Annotated in this window: 13 protein-coding genes; 3 read left to right on the forward strand and 10 right to left on the reverse strand. The window is 71.0% G+C overall.

Annotation, left to right across the window (positions count from 1 at the left end; genetic code table 11):
• Window positions 1-45: 45 nt before the first annotated feature.
• From AWQ71_RS09270 to AWQ71_RS09280, 3 genes are all read right to left on the reverse strand, one after another.
• Window positions 46-1263, reverse strand: a complete 1218-nt coding sequence (locus AWQ71_RS09270) for an NADP-dependent isocitrate dehydrogenase (protein ID WP_067129784.1) — start codon at window positions 1261-1263, stop codon at window positions 46-48.
• 96 nt (window positions 1264-1359) lie between these two features.
• Entirely contained in the window at window positions 1360-1641 is a 282-nt protein-coding gene (locus tag AWQ71_RS09275) for a DUF3017 domain-containing protein (RefSeq protein ID WP_169806530.1), read from the reverse strand.
• Between the two features lie 170 nt (window positions 1642-1811).
• Entirely contained in the window at window positions 1812-2933 is a 1122-nt protein-coding gene (locus tag AWQ71_RS09280) for a citrate/2-methylcitrate synthase (protein WP_067129788.1), read from the reverse strand.
• Window positions 2934-3114: 181 nt separating this feature from the next.
• Between AWQ71_RS09280 and AWQ71_RS09285 the strand changes: the two genes are divergently transcribed.
• Window positions 3115-3765 (forward strand): FHA domain-containing protein, encoded by a 651-nt coding sequence (locus tag AWQ71_RS09285; RefSeq protein ID WP_067129791.1) that lies wholly within the window; start codon window positions 3115-3117, stop codon window positions 3763-3765.
• 81 nt (window positions 3766-3846) lie between these two features.
• Here AWQ71_RS09285 and AWQ71_RS09290 read toward each other — a convergent pair whose 3' ends face one another.
• A complete protein-coding gene (locus tag AWQ71_RS09290; RefSeq protein ID WP_218001711.1) occupies window positions 3847-5643 on the reverse strand; it encodes a phosphatidylglycerol lysyltransferase domain-containing protein in 1797 nt (598 codons plus the stop codon).
• Window positions 5644-5850: 207 nt separating this feature from the next.
• Here AWQ71_RS09290 and AWQ71_RS09295 point away from each other — a divergent pair, with 207 nt between their 5' ends.
• Window positions 5851-6981 (forward strand): alpha/beta hydrolase, encoded by a 1131-nt coding sequence (locus AWQ71_RS09295; protein WP_067129798.1) that lies wholly within the window; start codon window positions 5851-5853, stop codon window positions 6979-6981.
• Between the two features lie 7 nt (window positions 6982-6988).
• Here the strand turns inward: AWQ71_RS09295 and AWQ71_RS09300 are convergent, their stop codons facing one another.
• From AWQ71_RS09300 to purN, 3 genes are all read right to left on the reverse strand, one after another.
• On the reverse strand, window positions 6989-7840 hold the full coding sequence (locus tag AWQ71_RS09300; RefSeq protein WP_067129802.1) for a bifunctional methylenetetrahydrofolate dehydrogenase/methenyltetrahydrofolate cyclohydrolase: 852 nt from the start codon (window positions 7838-7840) through the stop codon (window positions 6989-6991).
• A 29-nt stretch (window positions 7841-7869) separates the two neighbouring features.
• Window positions 7870-9411, reverse strand: coding sequence for a bifunctional phosphoribosylaminoimidazolecarboxamide formyltransferase/IMP cyclohydrolase (gene purH, locus AWQ71_RS09305; protein WP_067129804.1), 1542 nt, complete (start codon window positions 9409-9411; stop codon window positions 7870-7872).
• Between the two features lie 67 nt (window positions 9412-9478).
• Window positions 9479-10108 (reverse strand): phosphoribosylglycinamide formyltransferase, encoded by a 630-nt coding sequence (gene purN / locus AWQ71_RS09310; protein WP_067129808.1) that lies wholly within the window; start codon window positions 10106-10108, stop codon window positions 9479-9481.
• A 157-nt stretch (window positions 10109-10265) separates the two neighbouring features.
• Between purN and AWQ71_RS09315 the strand changes: the two genes are divergently transcribed.
• A complete protein-coding gene (locus AWQ71_RS09315; RefSeq protein WP_067130426.1) occupies window positions 10266-10670 on the forward strand; it encodes a hypothetical protein in 405 nt (134 codons plus the stop codon).
• A gap of 19 nt (window positions 10671-10689) precedes the next feature.
• Here AWQ71_RS09315 and AWQ71_RS09320 read toward each other — a convergent pair whose 3' ends face one another.
• The 3 genes from AWQ71_RS09320 to sucC all read right to left on the reverse strand — a co-directional run bounded on the left by AWQ71_RS09320 (window position 10690) and on the right by sucC (window position 14523).
• Complete coding sequence (locus tag AWQ71_RS09320; protein ID WP_067129811.1) at window positions 10690-12303, reverse strand: cell division protein PerM; 1614 nt, start codon at window positions 12301-12303, stop codon at window positions 10690-10692.
• Window positions 12304-12466: 163 nt separating this feature from the next.
• Window positions 12467-13342, reverse strand: a complete 876-nt coding sequence (gene sucD / locus AWQ71_RS09325) for a succinate--CoA ligase subunit alpha (protein WP_061253308.1) — start codon at window positions 13340-13342, stop codon at window positions 12467-12469.
• Window positions 13342-14523, reverse strand: a complete 1182-nt coding sequence (gene sucC / locus AWQ71_RS09330; protein ID WP_067129814.1) for an ADP-forming succinate--CoA ligase subunit beta — start codon at window positions 14521-14523, stop codon at window positions 13342-13344. Before sucC ends, sucD begins: the two co-directional genes overlap by 1 nt.
• Window positions 14524-14553: the final 30 nt, after the last annotated feature.

Here is a 14553-nt window from a genome sequence, read left to right on the forward strand (position 1 = left end):
GCCGCCCGCCAGAAAGGCGAGCGGCCCGTCACCGGGGCGGCATGGTCAGCCGGCCATCTTCTTCTTCAGGTTCTCGTCCAGAGCCGCGAGGAAGTCCTGGGTGGTCAGCCACTCGGCGTCGCCGCCCACCAGGAGCGCCAGGTCCTTGGTCATCTGGCCGCCCTCGACGGTCTCGACGCAGACCTGCTCCAGCTTCTCGGCGAAACCGATCACCTCGGGCTGGTTGTCCAGCTTGCCGCGGTGCGCCAGGCCACGGGTCCACGCGAAGATCGAGGCGATCGGGTTCGTGGAGGTCGGCTTGCCCTGCTGGTGCTGGCGGAAGTGGCGGGTCACCGTGCCGTGGGCGGCCTCGGCCTCGACCGTACGGCCGTCCGGGGTCATCAGCACGCTGGTCATCAGGCCGAGCGACCCGAAGCCCTGCGCCACGGTGTCCGACTGGACGTCACCGTCGTAGTTCTTGCACGCCCAGACGTAGCCGCCCTCCCACTTCAGCGCGGAGGCGACCATGTCGTCGATCAGGCGGTGCTCGTAGGTGATTCCGGCCTTCGCGAACTCCTCCTTGAACTCGGCCTCGTAGACCTCGGCGAAGATGTCCTTGAACCGGCCGTCGTACGCCTTGAGGATCGTGTTCTTGGTCGACAGGTAGACCGGGTAGTTCCGGGCCAGGCCGTACCGCATGGAGGCGCGGGCGAAGTCGCGGATCGAATCGTCCAGGTTGTACATCGCCATCGCGACGCCGCCGCCGGGGAAGTCGAAGACGTTGAGCTCGACCGGCTCGCTGCCGTCCTTCGGGGTGAAGGTCAGGGTCAGCGTGCCCTCGCCCGGCACCTTGATGTCGGTCGCGCGGTACTGGTCGCCGAACGCGTGACGGCCGACCACGATCGGCTTGGTCCAGCCGGGGACGAGCCGCGGCACGTTCGACATGATGATCGGCTCGCGGAAGATGACGCCGCCGAGGATGTTGCGGATCGTCCCGTTCGGGGACTTCCACATCTTCTTCAGGCCGAACTCCTCGACCCGGGCCTCGTCCGGCGTGATCGTCGCACACTTGACGCCGACACCGTGCTGCTTGATGGCGTTCGCGGCGTCGATCGTGACCTGGTCGTCGGTGGCGTCGCGGTGCTCGATGCCGAGGTCGTAGTACTTCAGGTCGACGTCGAGGTAGGGAAGGATCAGCTGGTCCTTGATGAACTGCCAGATGATCCGGGTCATCTCGTCGCCGTCAAGCTCGACGACCGGACCCGCTACCTTGATCTTGGGCATGCGTGTGGTTCCCCTTCTGAACTAACACTGGCCAGACGGTCCGTTTTGCGGCTCACTGGCCGTTGAGGCTATCGGACGGGCGGAACGCGCCCGTGGCTAGGTGCTGTGCAGACGCAGCAGCAGGCTCAGCGAGCCCGCCACCAGGGCCGCGCCGAACACCAGGAGCACGAGGGCGTCCGTCCGCCGCGTGCGGACGCCCAGCAGGCCGGCCCGGTCCTCCGGGACGATCAGCCGTAACGCCGCGCCCGCGATCAGCGCGAACCCGATGACCGCGCCGCCCACCCAGATGGCGACGCCGTAGGCGATCAGGCCCAGCCCGGCGACCGCACCCGCCACGACCAGCAGGTACGGCCCCAGGGGCTTACCGCTCACACTCACCAGCGCCTATGGTGACCCTCGCTCCTCGTCCGGTGCGGCGCCCGTTCGGTCGCCCACCGTTTGTGTTCGCACTCCCGCTCGCCGGGCAGGCTCGCGGGCACGTTCATGTGCGCTCGCCGCGCGTTCCGCCGCCGTGCGCCCGCTCGGGCTCGCCGCGGCGGTCGCGCCGCTCACCGCTCGTCGATCGGCTTCCACTTCTGGTCGCGCTCGCCGATGTACTCGCTGTCCGGACGGATCAGCCGGTTGTCGGCGTGCTGCTCGATCACGTGCGCGGTCCACCCGGACATTCTGCTGACCGAGAACACCGGGGTGAACAGGTCCGTCGGGATGCCCAGGTAGTGGTAGACCGTCGCCGCGTAGAAGTCCACGTTCGGATACAGGCCCTTCTCCGCGAAGACGACCTCCTCCATCTCCTTGGACATCCGGTAGTACGTGTCGTCGCCGGACGCCTCGCCCAGCTCCCGCGACATCTTCCGAAGATGTGTCGCCCGCGGGTCCTCCGTCTTGTAGACCCGGTGCCCGAAGCCCATGATCTTCTCACCCGCCGCGAGCTTGTCCCGTACCGTCTGCGCCACCCCGGAGGGGTCGATCGCTTCCAGCGTACGCATGACCTGCTCGTTCGCGCCTCCGTGCAGGGGGCCCTTCAGCGTGCCGATGGCCGCGACGATCGCCGAGTGCATGTCGGAGAGGGTCGCGGCGCAGACGCGGGCGGCGAACGTGGAGGCGTTCATCGTGTGGTCGGCGTGCAGCACCAGGCACGTGTCGAAGATCTCGACCTCGCGCTGGGACGGCGTCCTCCCGGTGATCTGCAGCAGGAAGTTCGCCGCGATGCTCAGTTCGGGGTCGGGGTCGGGGATCGTGGCGCCGGTGCGGGCCGCGTGGTAAAGAGCGACCAGGAGCGGCTGCTGCGCCGTGAGGCGGGCGGCCTTGCGCAGGTTGGCGTCGGCCGCGTTGGAATCCTTGTCCGCGTCGTCGGCGCCGGCGAGGGAGACGAGCGTGCGTAGCGCCTCCATCGGTTCCTGCTTCGCGGCGATCTCCGGGATGTTGCTCGCGACCAGCCCCCCGAGGGTCCGCCCCCGGACGAGTTCCGCCCCGTATGCGGCCAGCTGGTCGCGGGACGGCAGTGAGCCGTGCTGAAGCAGATGCGCGGTCTCTTCGAAGGTCGTGCGGCCGGCCAGATCGTGGATGTCGTAGCCGCGATAGAAAAGCCGGCCGGCCTTCCCGTCGATGTCGCTGAGCGCTGTCGACGCGGCGACGACATCGGCGAGGCCTTTCGTGGGCTTGTCCGCCATGAGTGTTTCCTCCGCTTATCTTCGCCCGAAGTCTACCCGTGAGCAGGCAAAGCGCCTCGCAGAGGTCCAGACCAATTTCAAGCGTGATTCTCCTTGCGGCAAAGGAGATTCCCGATCCCCACGTCTGGGTAAGCCGGATCTGTAGCGAAAGTAACGGCGGGCTACCTGGGGAGGAACTGCCGTGGAGGGGCCGTTCATTCGGATCGAGGACAGCGGCGAGGTCATCGCGCTGCGCCCCGAGATCACCACGATCGGTCGGGGCAAGGGCGTCGACATCCGGCTGACGGATCCGAGCGTTTCGCGGCTGCACGCCGAATTCGTCCGGCGCGGGCCCTATCTGTACGTCGTCGACCTGGGGCTGTCCCGCAACGGCACGCGGGTGAACGGCAGGCCGATCGCCCGGAGGGTGCTCGACGACGGCGACGTCGTCTCCTTCGGCGCCGCCAGGGCGCGGGTGGGCGGCATCCCCCGCGAGGACTTCACCCCCGAGGTCGAGCTGCGCCGGGCCGCCGCGCCCGAGCTGACCCGCCGCGAGGTCGACGTGCTGACCTCGCTGTGCCGTCCGGCACTGTCGGACGAGGCGTTCGTCGCCCCGGCGACCGCGCGGGAGATCGCCGACGACCTGGTGGTGACAGAGGCGGCGGTCAAGCAGCACCTGCTGCGGCTCTACCAGAAGTTCCGCATCCCGGAGGGGACGAACCGGCGCACCCGGCTGGCCAACGAGGTCGTGGCGCTCGGCCTGGTGCGGCCGACCCCGGTGATCCCGACCCAGCGGCCCACCGATCCGGCGCACCACCACACCCCGCCGACGTCGAGCCGCCGCGCGAGCTGACGCCGTACGCCCGCACGCGGCGTGGCGTGCGGGCCCGCCGTGTCGGCGCACCGCGCCGGTGAGCCCGCATGTCGTGCCGGCTCACCGGATCGCACCACCCACCTCGGCCCCCCTCCCCCGCGGGAACGGCAGGCCGCGCAGGTCCATGGTGAGGAACGCCTCGGCCTGCAGCACGGAGACGCCGATCCGCGGCAGGTCGCGGGCGTGCGGATACACCAGGAACCTCGGCTCCCAGATGGGCCGGAACTTGGCGTTGAACTTGTACAGCGACTCGATCTGAAACCAGCGGGAGAGGAAGACGAGGAGGCCGCGCCACGCGCGCAGCACCGGGCCCGCCCCGAGGCGCTCCCCCCTGGCCAGCGCCGCCCGGAACATGGCGAAGTTCAGGGAGACCCGGGCGATGCCGAGCTGCGGCGCCGCCTGCAGCGCCCGGACGATGAGCAGCTCGTTGAGCCCCGGGTCGGCCTCGCGGTCCCGGCGCATCAGGTCGAGCGAGATGCCGTCCGCACCCCACGGCACGAAGTGCAGGACGGCGCTGATGTCGCCGCCGGGCCGGTCGGCGCCCTCCCCACTTCCCGCGCCCTCACCACTGTCGCCGCTCGTCTTGTGCGCCGTCACCACGACACAGCCGGCGTCCGACGAATCGCCGAACCGGCCGAGGGCCATCGAGAAGCCGCGTTCGGTCTCGGTGCCGCGCCAGAAGTCGGCGGCGTCGCGGATGTGCGCCTTCTCCTCCTCCGACAGGTCCCCCACCCGCCGGACCCGGCAGGTGTAGCCGAGGCGCTCGACCCGGTTGACCATCTGCCGCACGTTGCGCATGGCCCGGCCCTCAAGCGTGAAGTCGGCGACCTCGACGACGGCCTCGTCGCCCAGTTCGAGCGCGTCCAGGTCGCCGACCCTGGTCCACACCTGACCTCCGGTCTCGCTGCATCCGATGACCGAGGGGACCCAGGCGTGCCGCCGCGCCTCCGCGAGGAAGCGGTTGATCGCGCCCGGCCACGCCTCGACGTCGCCGATCGGATCGCCGCTGGCCAGCATGACCCCCGCCACGACCCGGTACGCGATCGCGGCCTTCCCGCTCGGGGAGAAGATGACGCTCTTGTCGCGCCGCAACGCGAAGTAGCCCAGGGAGTCCTGCCCGCCGTACTTGCCGAGCAGGGCGCGGAGCCGGTCCTCGTCCTCGGGGCTGAGCGCGGCGACGGGCCGCTCGGGCCGTAGCACGAGATAGATCGTCGTGATGGCGGTGAGCGCGCCGAGCCCGGCCAGCGAGTAGTACACCAGGTCGGATACGTGCTCCGAGGAGTACTGCACCGGCCCTTCCAGGCCGAACAGACCGAGCACCACGTGCTCCATCTGGTCGGCCAGCGTGGGCGTGCCGATCACCGAATGGGTGTGCATGGCGACGAAGAGCCAGCCGATGACGAGGTTGAAGGCCCCGAGGATCAGGAAGTTCCACAGCGCGCGCCAGCGGGAGCGCGGATCCGAGAGCGCGTAGAACTCGCGCCGGTTGACCAGCAGCACCACGAAGAGGGCCAGGCTCACCGCCGCGGCGGCCGGATGGCGCCAGCGCAGGGCCTCGACGGCCGCGCCGACCGGCAGCAGCACCACCACGGCCCGCCAGGCGCGCACTTTGCGTCTTCGCAGCGCGTGCGCGAGCATGATCAGCAAGATGCCCACGAGGAGCGTTCCCGCCTGCGCCAGCGTGGTGACGCTGCCCGGCAGGACGCTGGCCACCTCGTTGAACCGGCTCGTCCGGACATGCGGCACGACCGCCTTGACGATGTCCAGGACGCCGATGACCAGCGCGGCGTATCCCGCCGCCGCCGGGACCCACGGCCGCGAGACCCCGCCCCGCAGAAGGCTCATCTGAGTAGCCACGAATGCACAATAGGTGATGAATCACAGTCTGTATCGGACTAACGACAGCCTTACCCAGAGTGAGTACCTTTAACGATGCGTGCCCCATGCCGGCGATGATCGAGCATCATGGCGGCGTGGGGCGACGCGAACCGCGCCCGGAGAAGCCTCCGGGTGGGGCGGAACCATGAGGGATCGGCGCGTCCGGGAAACCGCAGGGGGACGGTCTTGGCACTGACATCGATCACGCTGCAGGTGTTCGTCGCGGCGCTCGCCGTCGCCGCGCTCGCCGCCACGGTGTGGCTGTGGCCCCGGCTGAGCGGCCGGGGATGGCTTCCGGTCACGGGCCGGATCGGCGTCCTCGTCGCCGACCAGATCCTCACGCTGGCCGCGCTCGGGCTGGCACTCAACTCGTACTTCGCGTTCTACGCGTCCTGGAGCGACCTGCTGGGCACGGACACCTCGACCGCGCCCATCATCCCCGCGGCGGGCGCGGCGGCCGGCGCGGGCGAGGTCCAGGTGCTCAACAGCACGCCGGTGGCCTCGGCGCGCCCCGGCTCCGGCCGTTCGGGCGGACGCCTGGAAGAGGTGGTCGTGTCAGGACCGCGGAGCGGGCTCAGCGCCCCCGCGTACGTCTACCTGCCGCCGCAGTACTTCGAGAAGAAGTACGCCACCGCCCGCTTCCCGGTGATCGTGGGCCTGACCGGATATCCCGGGGACGCCAAGAACCTGGTCACGCGGCTGAACCTGCCGCAGCGCGCCGCCGGCCTCATCGCCGGGCACCAGATGCATCCGACGATCATGGTGCTCATGCGGCCCACCGTCGCGCCGCCCCGCGACACCGAGTGCGTGGACGTCCCGGGAGGGCCGAAGGCCGAGACCTTCCTCAGCACGGACCTGCAGCACGCGATCTCCACCGCCTTCAGGACCGGCACGGACGCCCAGAGCTGGGGCGTGCTCGGCGGCTCCACCGGCGGCTACTGCGCCCTGAAGCTCGCCATGAAGCACCCCGAGGTGTTCTCCGCCGCGGTGTCCCTGTCGGGCTACTACCACGGGCTCATCGACGTCACCACGGGCGACCTCTTCGGCGGCGACAAGCGGCTGCGGGACGAGCACGACCTGATGTGGCGGCTGGCCCACCTGCCCGCCCCGCCGGTCTCGGTACTCGTGACGAGCAGCGAGCACGGCGAGGCGAACTACAAGGCGACCAAGGCGTTCATCGCCGCGGTCAAGCCGCCCATGCAGGCGTCGTCGCTGATCCTGCCGAGCGGCGGGCACAACTTCGCCACCTGGAACCGGGAGGTGCCCCAGGCCCTGCCCTGGCTCGCGCAGCAACTGCACGACCCCGGGCGGGCCTGACCCCGGCTCAGCCGGCCGCGCGCTCGGCCGCCTCGACCACGTTGGTGAGCAGCATCGCCCGGGTCATCGGGCCGACGCCGCCCGGGTTGGGGGCGACGAACCCGGCCACGTCGCGGACGTCCGCCGCGACGTCACCCGCGATCTTGCCGTCCACCCGGGAGACGCCCACGTCGAGCACCGCCGCGCCGGGCTTGACCATCTCCGCCGTGATCAGGTTGGGCACGCCGGCCGCGGCGACGACCACGTCCGCCTTGCGGGTGTGCCAGGCCAGGTCCTGGGTGCCGGTGTGGCAGGTGGTCACCGTGGCGTTCTCGGAGCGGCGGGTCAGCAGCAGGCCGAGCGAGCGCCCGACCGTGATGCCGCGCCCGACCACGACGACCTCGGCGCCCTTGAGCGGCACGCCGTACTCCTGCAGCAGGTGGACGATGCCGCGCGGCGTGCACGGCAGCGGGGCGTCGACCATGTGGACGAGACGGCCGAGGTTGACCGGGTGCAGGCCGTCGGCGTCCTTGGCCGGGTCCATCCGCTCCAGCAGCGCCATCGTGTCGAGGTGGCGTGGCAGAGGGAGCTGCACGATGTACCCCGTGCACTCCGGGGACGCGTTGAGCTCGTCGATCGCCGCCTCGACCTCCGCCTGGGTCGCCGTCTCCGGCAGGTCCACGCGGATGGACGCGATGCCGACCTCGGCACAGTCCCGGTGCTTGCCCGCGACGTAGATCTGGCTGCCGGGGTCGGCGCCGACGAGGATCGTGCCGAGGCCCGGCGTGACGCCCTTGGCGGCCAGGGCCGACACCCGCTCGGCGAGGTCGGCCTTGATCTTGGTGGCGGTCGCCTTGCCGTCCAGAATCTGCGCGCTCATTGCTCTCCTAACGGTGATGACCGTGCCGATCAGTGGAAGAAGTGGCGGGTGCCGGTGAAGTAGAGGCTGATGCCGGCCGCCTCCGCGGCGGCGATGACCTCCTCGTCCCGGATCGAGCCGCCCGGCTCGACGATCGCCTTCACCCCCGCTTCCGCCAGCACCTGCAGGCCGTCGGCGAACGGGAAGAACGCGTCGGAGGCGCCCACCGAGCCCGCGGCGCGCTCGCCCGCGCGGGACACTGCGAGACGCGCGGAGTCGACCCGGTTGACCTGGCCCATGCCGACGCCCACGGTGGCGCCGTCGGCGGCCAGCAGGATCGCGTTCGACTTCACCGAACGGCACGCCCGCCAGGCGAAGGTGAGGTCGGCCAGCACCTCGTCCGGCACGGCCGGGCCCGCCTTGAGCTCCCACGTCGCCGGGTCGTCGCCGGGCGCGTCCACCCGGTCCGCGGTCTGCACCAGCAGGCCGCCGTCGATCCGGCGGAACTCCGCCGCGTTGGCCGGGCCGGACGGGCAGACGAGCAGCCGGAGGTTCTTCTTCCCCTTGAGGATGTCGAGCGCCTCGGGCGTGAACGACGGCGCGACCAGGACCTCGGTGAAGATCGGCGCGACCTGCTCCGCGAGCTCCCGGGTGACCTCGCGGTTCACCGCGATCACGCCGCCGTACGCGGAGACGGGGTCGCACGCGTGGGCCTTGCGGTGCGCCTCGGCGACGTCCGCGCCGACCGCCACGCCGCAGGGGTTGGCGTGCTTGATGATCGCCACGCAGGGCCGGTCGAAGTCCCACGCGGCCCGCCACGCGGCGTCGGCGTCCACGTAGTTGTTGTAGGACATCTCCTTGCCGTGGAGCTGCTCGGCGTTCGCCAGGCCGGCCTCCCGGCCGGAGTAGAGCGCGGCGCCCTGGTGCGGGTTCTCGCCGTAGCGCAGCGGCGTGCGCAGCTGCCACGCCGCGCCCATGAAGGACGGCCACTCGCCGTCGGGGGCGTACACGTTCGCGAACCAGGAGGCCACGGCCACGTCGTAGGCGGCGGTGTGCGCGTAGGCCGTGGCGGCGAGCCGCCGCCGCTCGGTGACGGTGAAACCGCCCTCGGCCACCGCCGCGAGCACGCTGGTGTACGCGCGGGGGTCGACCACGACCGCGACGGTGCTGTGGTTCTTGGCCGCGGCGCGGATCATCGCGGGGCCGCCGATGTCGATCTGCTCGACGCACTCGGCGTCCGAGGCGCCGGAGGCGACCGTCTCGGCGAACGGGTAGAGGTTGACCACCGCGAGCTGGAACGGCTCGATCTCCAGCTCGTCGAGCTGCTTGACGTGCGACGGGTTCGCGCCGTCGGCGAGCAGGCCCGCGTGGACCCTCGGGTGCAGTGTCTTGACCCGGCCGTCCAGGCACTCGGGGAAGCCGGTCAGCGACTCGACCTTGGTCACGGGAACGCCGAAGGACGCGATGGCGGCGGCGGTGCCGCCCGTTGAGACGATCTCGACGCCCGCCGCCTCAAGGCCCCGGGCCAGCTCTTCGAGCCCGGTCTTGTCGTATACGGCGATCAGCGCGCGCCGAATGGCGATGCGGGTCACTTCGTGATCCTCTCTGTTCCGTTTTCGCCCAGCTCATCTGCTGGGTCGTTCTGCCCGGAAACCGGGGTCAGGCACGCCCCAGGCGTACCCGCCGGCCGGAGACCGTCCAGCCTTCGCGTGCCATGCGCCCGACGACCTCGACGAGCAGCCTGCGCTCGACGGTCTTGATCCGCTCGTGCAGCGTCTCCTCGTCGTCGCCCTCGCGCACCGGCACCGCCTCCTGCGCGATCACCGGGCCGGTGTCCACCCCGGTGTCGACCAGGTGGACCGTGCAGCCGGTGACGCGGACGCCGTAGGCCAGGGCGTCCCGTACGGCGTGGGCCCCGGGAAAGGAGGGCAGCAGCGCCGGATGCGTGTTGACCACCGGGAAGGAGTCGAGGACGCGACGGCCGAGGATCTTCATGAAACCGGCGGACACCACGAGATCCGGCTTGTAGGCGGCGATCTTCCCGGCCAGCGCCTCGTCCCACTCGTCGCGGCCGGCGTGGTCGGCCACCCGCTCGACGAACGTGGGCACCCCGGCGCGCTCGGCCCGGGCCAGCCCCTCGATGCCGTCGCGGTCCGCCCCGACGGCGACGATCACAGCGCCGAACGACGGGGTCGCCGCGTCGAGAAGGGCTTGTAGGTTGGTTCCGGAACCGGAGACGAGCACCACGAGCCGGGCGGCCTCTGCGGAATGGTGAGGTCCGGATGGCACCGGGCTGACTCCTTCGGGACGGCTGGTGAGGAGGCGCAGGCAGCGGGCCCTCGCCGGTAGAAAGGGTATCGGGCTCCGGCCACAGGATTCGAAGGCGGCCCGGCGGAAAGCCGGGGCGCCGCGGCAAGGAATTGCGCGGAAGGCAAAGGTGGGGATCGTGACGGCACCACTGCAGACGCCGGCCTCCGATCTGGGGGGCCGCCGGGCGTTGTTGCTCGCCCTGGCGGCGCTGATCTGCACGTTCATGCTGCCCGCTGCCGGGGTCGTGCTGGCGGTCCTCGGTTTCACGGTCGCGATCCGCGACGTGCGCACGCTGAGCCGGGTCCGCCGTCCGGTCGGCGCGGCGGTCACGGCGCTGGTCGTGTCGGCCGTCGCGTTCATGTTCGGCGGCCTCCTTGTGGCCACCCAGCTCTTCTTCTCCACCGAGATCAACGCGTACGTGGAGTGCGGCAAGGGTGCGGGGACGGTCACCGCCGAGCACGACTGCATGAACGAGCTCAAGAACTCCGTGGCGCGCAAGCTCGGCGTCACCTGGCCGGCCGACCTCCCCTTCCCCGGCTAGCGACTCCCCCACAGGCGTGTCAGGAGTCGCGTTCCCAGGCGTAGGGATCGACGTAGATCACGTGGCCGCCGCGGTCGTCGGACTCGTCCACGATGTCGTTCCGCGGCGGCCGTACCGGCTCTGAGCGGGCGGCCCGGATCGCGGCGAACGTCTCCGCCGCCGCGGCGGCGTGCTCGTCGGTCCAGTCGTCCTTGATCACGGGGATGGGCTGGGTGTCGGCCTCGGTCGCGTCCAGCCAGTGGCCGGGAAGGGCGCGGGCCGCCTTGACCTTCTCGGCGCGCCGGACCTTCCCCGCCGCCTTGGCGATCACGGCGCTCGCCTTGCGTACCGGCTCGGGGGTCGCCGGGCGGCGCGAGATCAGCAGCCAGTTCGCGATGCCGGCCGAGATGCCGGCCGCCACACCCACCTCCAGCGCCACCGACAGCGCCACCTCCCACGGGGAGGGCCCGACGGCGGACAGGCGCGCCCCGCCGAGCGGGCCGCCCGAGAGCGCCGCGAACAGGCCCGCCGCCGCTCCCGAGGCAAGGCCGCAGCAGAACCCCCACAGCGGTGCCGCCTCGATCGTCGGGGTCGGGGCGACCCGGGCCACGACGACCCCGGCGACCGCCCCGGCGAGGAACGGCAGCGCGATCACGCCCATGATCCAGGTGGGGGCGACGCCGGACTCCGGCAGCGCGCCGAGCAGCGGCACGGTGGGGACGGCGCTCAGCTTCACCCCGGTCGGCGCGACGAGGGTGCCGGTGCCGATGGCGAACCCCGGCCCGGCGATGTACGCCATGCCCCAGATCGCGGCGTTGACGAGGTAGAGGGCCTCGACCAGCAGCAGGAGAAGCCCGCCGACGAACCCGGGGCTGAGCGTCTCCGAGAGCTGCCGGATCTCGGGGAACTTCACCGCGATCGCCACCAGGACCAGCAGCAGCCCGGTGGCGAGCATGATCGACAGAGCGACGGCCGTACCGGCGACGACCGAGCGGGTGCGGTCCGGGAGCAGGCGGAGCATCGACTTCCACGGGCCGATCGTGCGGGCGGTGGCCAGCGACCCGGCCAGGAACGCCAGCACGAAATGGCTGGCCAGCGCCTCACCGAGGAACGGCTGGGTGACCTCGTTCTGCGCGACGAGGGAGATCATCCCGGCGAGCAGCGCGTACGGCGCTGCCAGCGAGACGCCGGCCTGGGCGACGAGCGCGAGCTGGGCCCGGCGCCGGGCGTTCTCGACGTCGCGCGGCGTCCCCTTGGGCAGCCGGGCGGGCATCCGGAGCCGGAGGTCGGCGTCGCGGGCCATCCACAGACCGGCCCGGTAGAGCAGGACGCCCGGCAGGATGGTCAGGCCGAGCGGCAGCAACCCGACCCTGCCGCCGGGGATCGCGAACCCGGCGTGGTGGGCGGCCAGCCAGAGCTGGCAGGCGGCGCGGAAGACGCCGGGCAGCCCCTGCCCGAACGCGCCCCGTGGGGCGGCGGCCCAGCCGATCAGGGTGAGGGTCGTCAGCACCGCGAGGCCGACGCCGAGGGTGCCCGCCCCGGCGAGCATGCCCGACACGGGGAGCGGCCTGCGGGTCTCGTCGTCGTCGCCTTTGGGGAAGCGGCTGAGAACGGCACGGGGGGCTGTCCGCAGCTGATCGAGAAGAGCCGTCACAATAGTCGATGTTCTCAGGAAGGTACGGCTTCGCCGTGCTGCGCCGCCCGCGTGTCGCCCGTTTCGTCCGCCCGGGCGGGTGTTTCCGGTCCCGGACGCGAATCACCCCGCGGGATCCTCGGCTGAGGACCCCGCGGGGTGATTCGATCGCGACGCTACGGCGTCAGCGGGACTGCATGATCTCGCGCATGAGGCGCGCGGTCTCGCTGGGGGTCTTGCCGACGCGGACGCCGACCTTCTCCAGCGCTTCCTTCTTGGCCTGGGCCGTACCGGCGGAGCCGGAGACGATCGCGCCCGCGTGGCCCATGGTCTTGCCCTCGGGGGCGGTGAAGCCCGCGACGTAGGCGACGACCGGCTTGGTGACGTGCTCCTCGATGTAGGCCGCGGCCCGCTCCTCGGCGTCGCCGCCGATCTCGCCGATCATCACGATCGCCTCGGTGGCCGGGTCGTCCTGGAACGCCTGGAGAGCGTCGATGTGGGTGGTCCCGATGACCGGGTCGCCGCCGATGCCGACGCAGGTGGAGAAGCCGAAGTCACGCAGCTCGTACATGAGCTGGTAGGTCAGCGTGCCGGACTTCGACACCAGGCCGACGCGGCCGGGGGTGGTGATGTCCGCCGGGATGATGCCCGCGTTGGACGCGCCGGGCGAGGCGATGCCGGGGCAGTTCGGCCCGATGATGCGGGTCTTGTTGCCCTTGGCGCCGGCGTAGGCCCAGAACTCGGTGGTGTCGTGGACGGGCACGCCCTCGGTGATGACCACGCAGAGCGGGATCTCGGCGTCGATGGCCTCCTTGACGGCGTCCTTGGTGAACGCCGGGGGCACGAAGACGACCGACACGTCGGCGCCTGTCTGCTCCATGGCCTCCTTGACCGTGCCGAACACGGGCAGGCCCTCGTGGACGGTGCCGGCCTTGCGGGCGTTGACACCGCCGACGACCTTGGCGCCGGAGGCGAGCATGCGGCGGGTGTGCTTGGTGCCCTCACCGCCGGTCATGCCCTGCACGATGATCTTGCTGTTCTCGGTCAGCCAGATAGCCATTACGCACCTACCGCAGCAAGCTCGGCGGCGCGCTTGGCCGCGTCGTCCATGGTGTCCACCAGCTCGACGCGGGGCAGCCCGGCGTCGGCCAGAATCTGCCGCCCCAGAGTGGCGTTGTTGCCGTCCAGGCGCACCACCAGCGGGTGCGTCACGGCCTCGCCCCGGCTCTCCAGCAGCTGGAACGCGGAGACGATGCCGTTGGCGACCGCGTCGCACGCGGTGATGCCGCCGAAGACGTTCACGAAGACCGACTTCACCGACGGGTCGGAGAGGATGATCTCCAGGCCGTTGGCCATGACCTCGGCCGAGGCGCCGCCGCCGATGTCGAGGAAGTTGGCCGGCTTGGGCTGGCCGGGGAAGGCCTCGCCTGCGTAGGCGACGACGTCCAGCGTGGACATGACCAGGCCCGCGCCGTTGCCGATGATGCCGACCGTGCCGTCGAGCTTGACGTAGTTGAGGTGCTTCTCCTTGGCCCGCGCCTCGAGCGGGTCCTCGGCGGCCTTGTCGACGTACGACGCGTGCTCCGCCTGGCGGAAGTTCGCGTTCTCGTCGAGGGTGACCTTGCCGTCGAGGGCCTTAACCTGGCCGTCGGCCGACAGGATCATGGGGTTGACCTCGACGAGCGTGGCGTCCTCGTCGACGAAAACGGCCCAGAGCTTCTCGATGAGGGCGGCCGCGCCGTCCAGCGACTGCTCGGGCAGGCCGCCGGCCTGCGCGATCTCGCGCGCCCTGGCGAGATCGACACCCTCGATGGGGTTGACCGGAACCTTGGCCACCTTCTCGGGTGCGGTGTGCGCGACCTCTTCGATGTCCATGCCGCCCGCGGCCGAGCAGATGGCCAGGAACGTACGGTTCGCACGGTCGAGGAGGAAGGAGAAGTAGTACTCCTCGGCGATCTGGCTGGCTTCCTCGATCAGGACCTTGTGGACCGTGTGGCCCTTGATGTCCATCCCGAGAATCTGCTTCGCCTTTGCGTGAGCGTCGCTCGCGTCGTCGGCCACCTTCACGCCGCCGGCCTTGCCGCGGCCCCCGGTCTTGACCTGGGCCTTGACGACGACACGCCCGGTGAGCTGCTCGGCAGCCGCGCGCGCATCGTCTGCGGTGTGCGCCACGATGCCTCGCGGCACCGGGATGCCGTACTCCGCGAAGAGCTCCTTCGCCTGATGTTCGAACAGGTCCACGAGGGTCCGTCCTTCGGCTGATCTTCGTAA

The organism is Microtetraspora malaysiensis, assembly GCF_001528665.1.
GTDB classification, from domain to species: Bacteria; Actinomycetota; Actinomycetes; order Streptosporangiales; family Streptosporangiaceae; genus Microtetraspora_A; species Microtetraspora_A malaysiensis.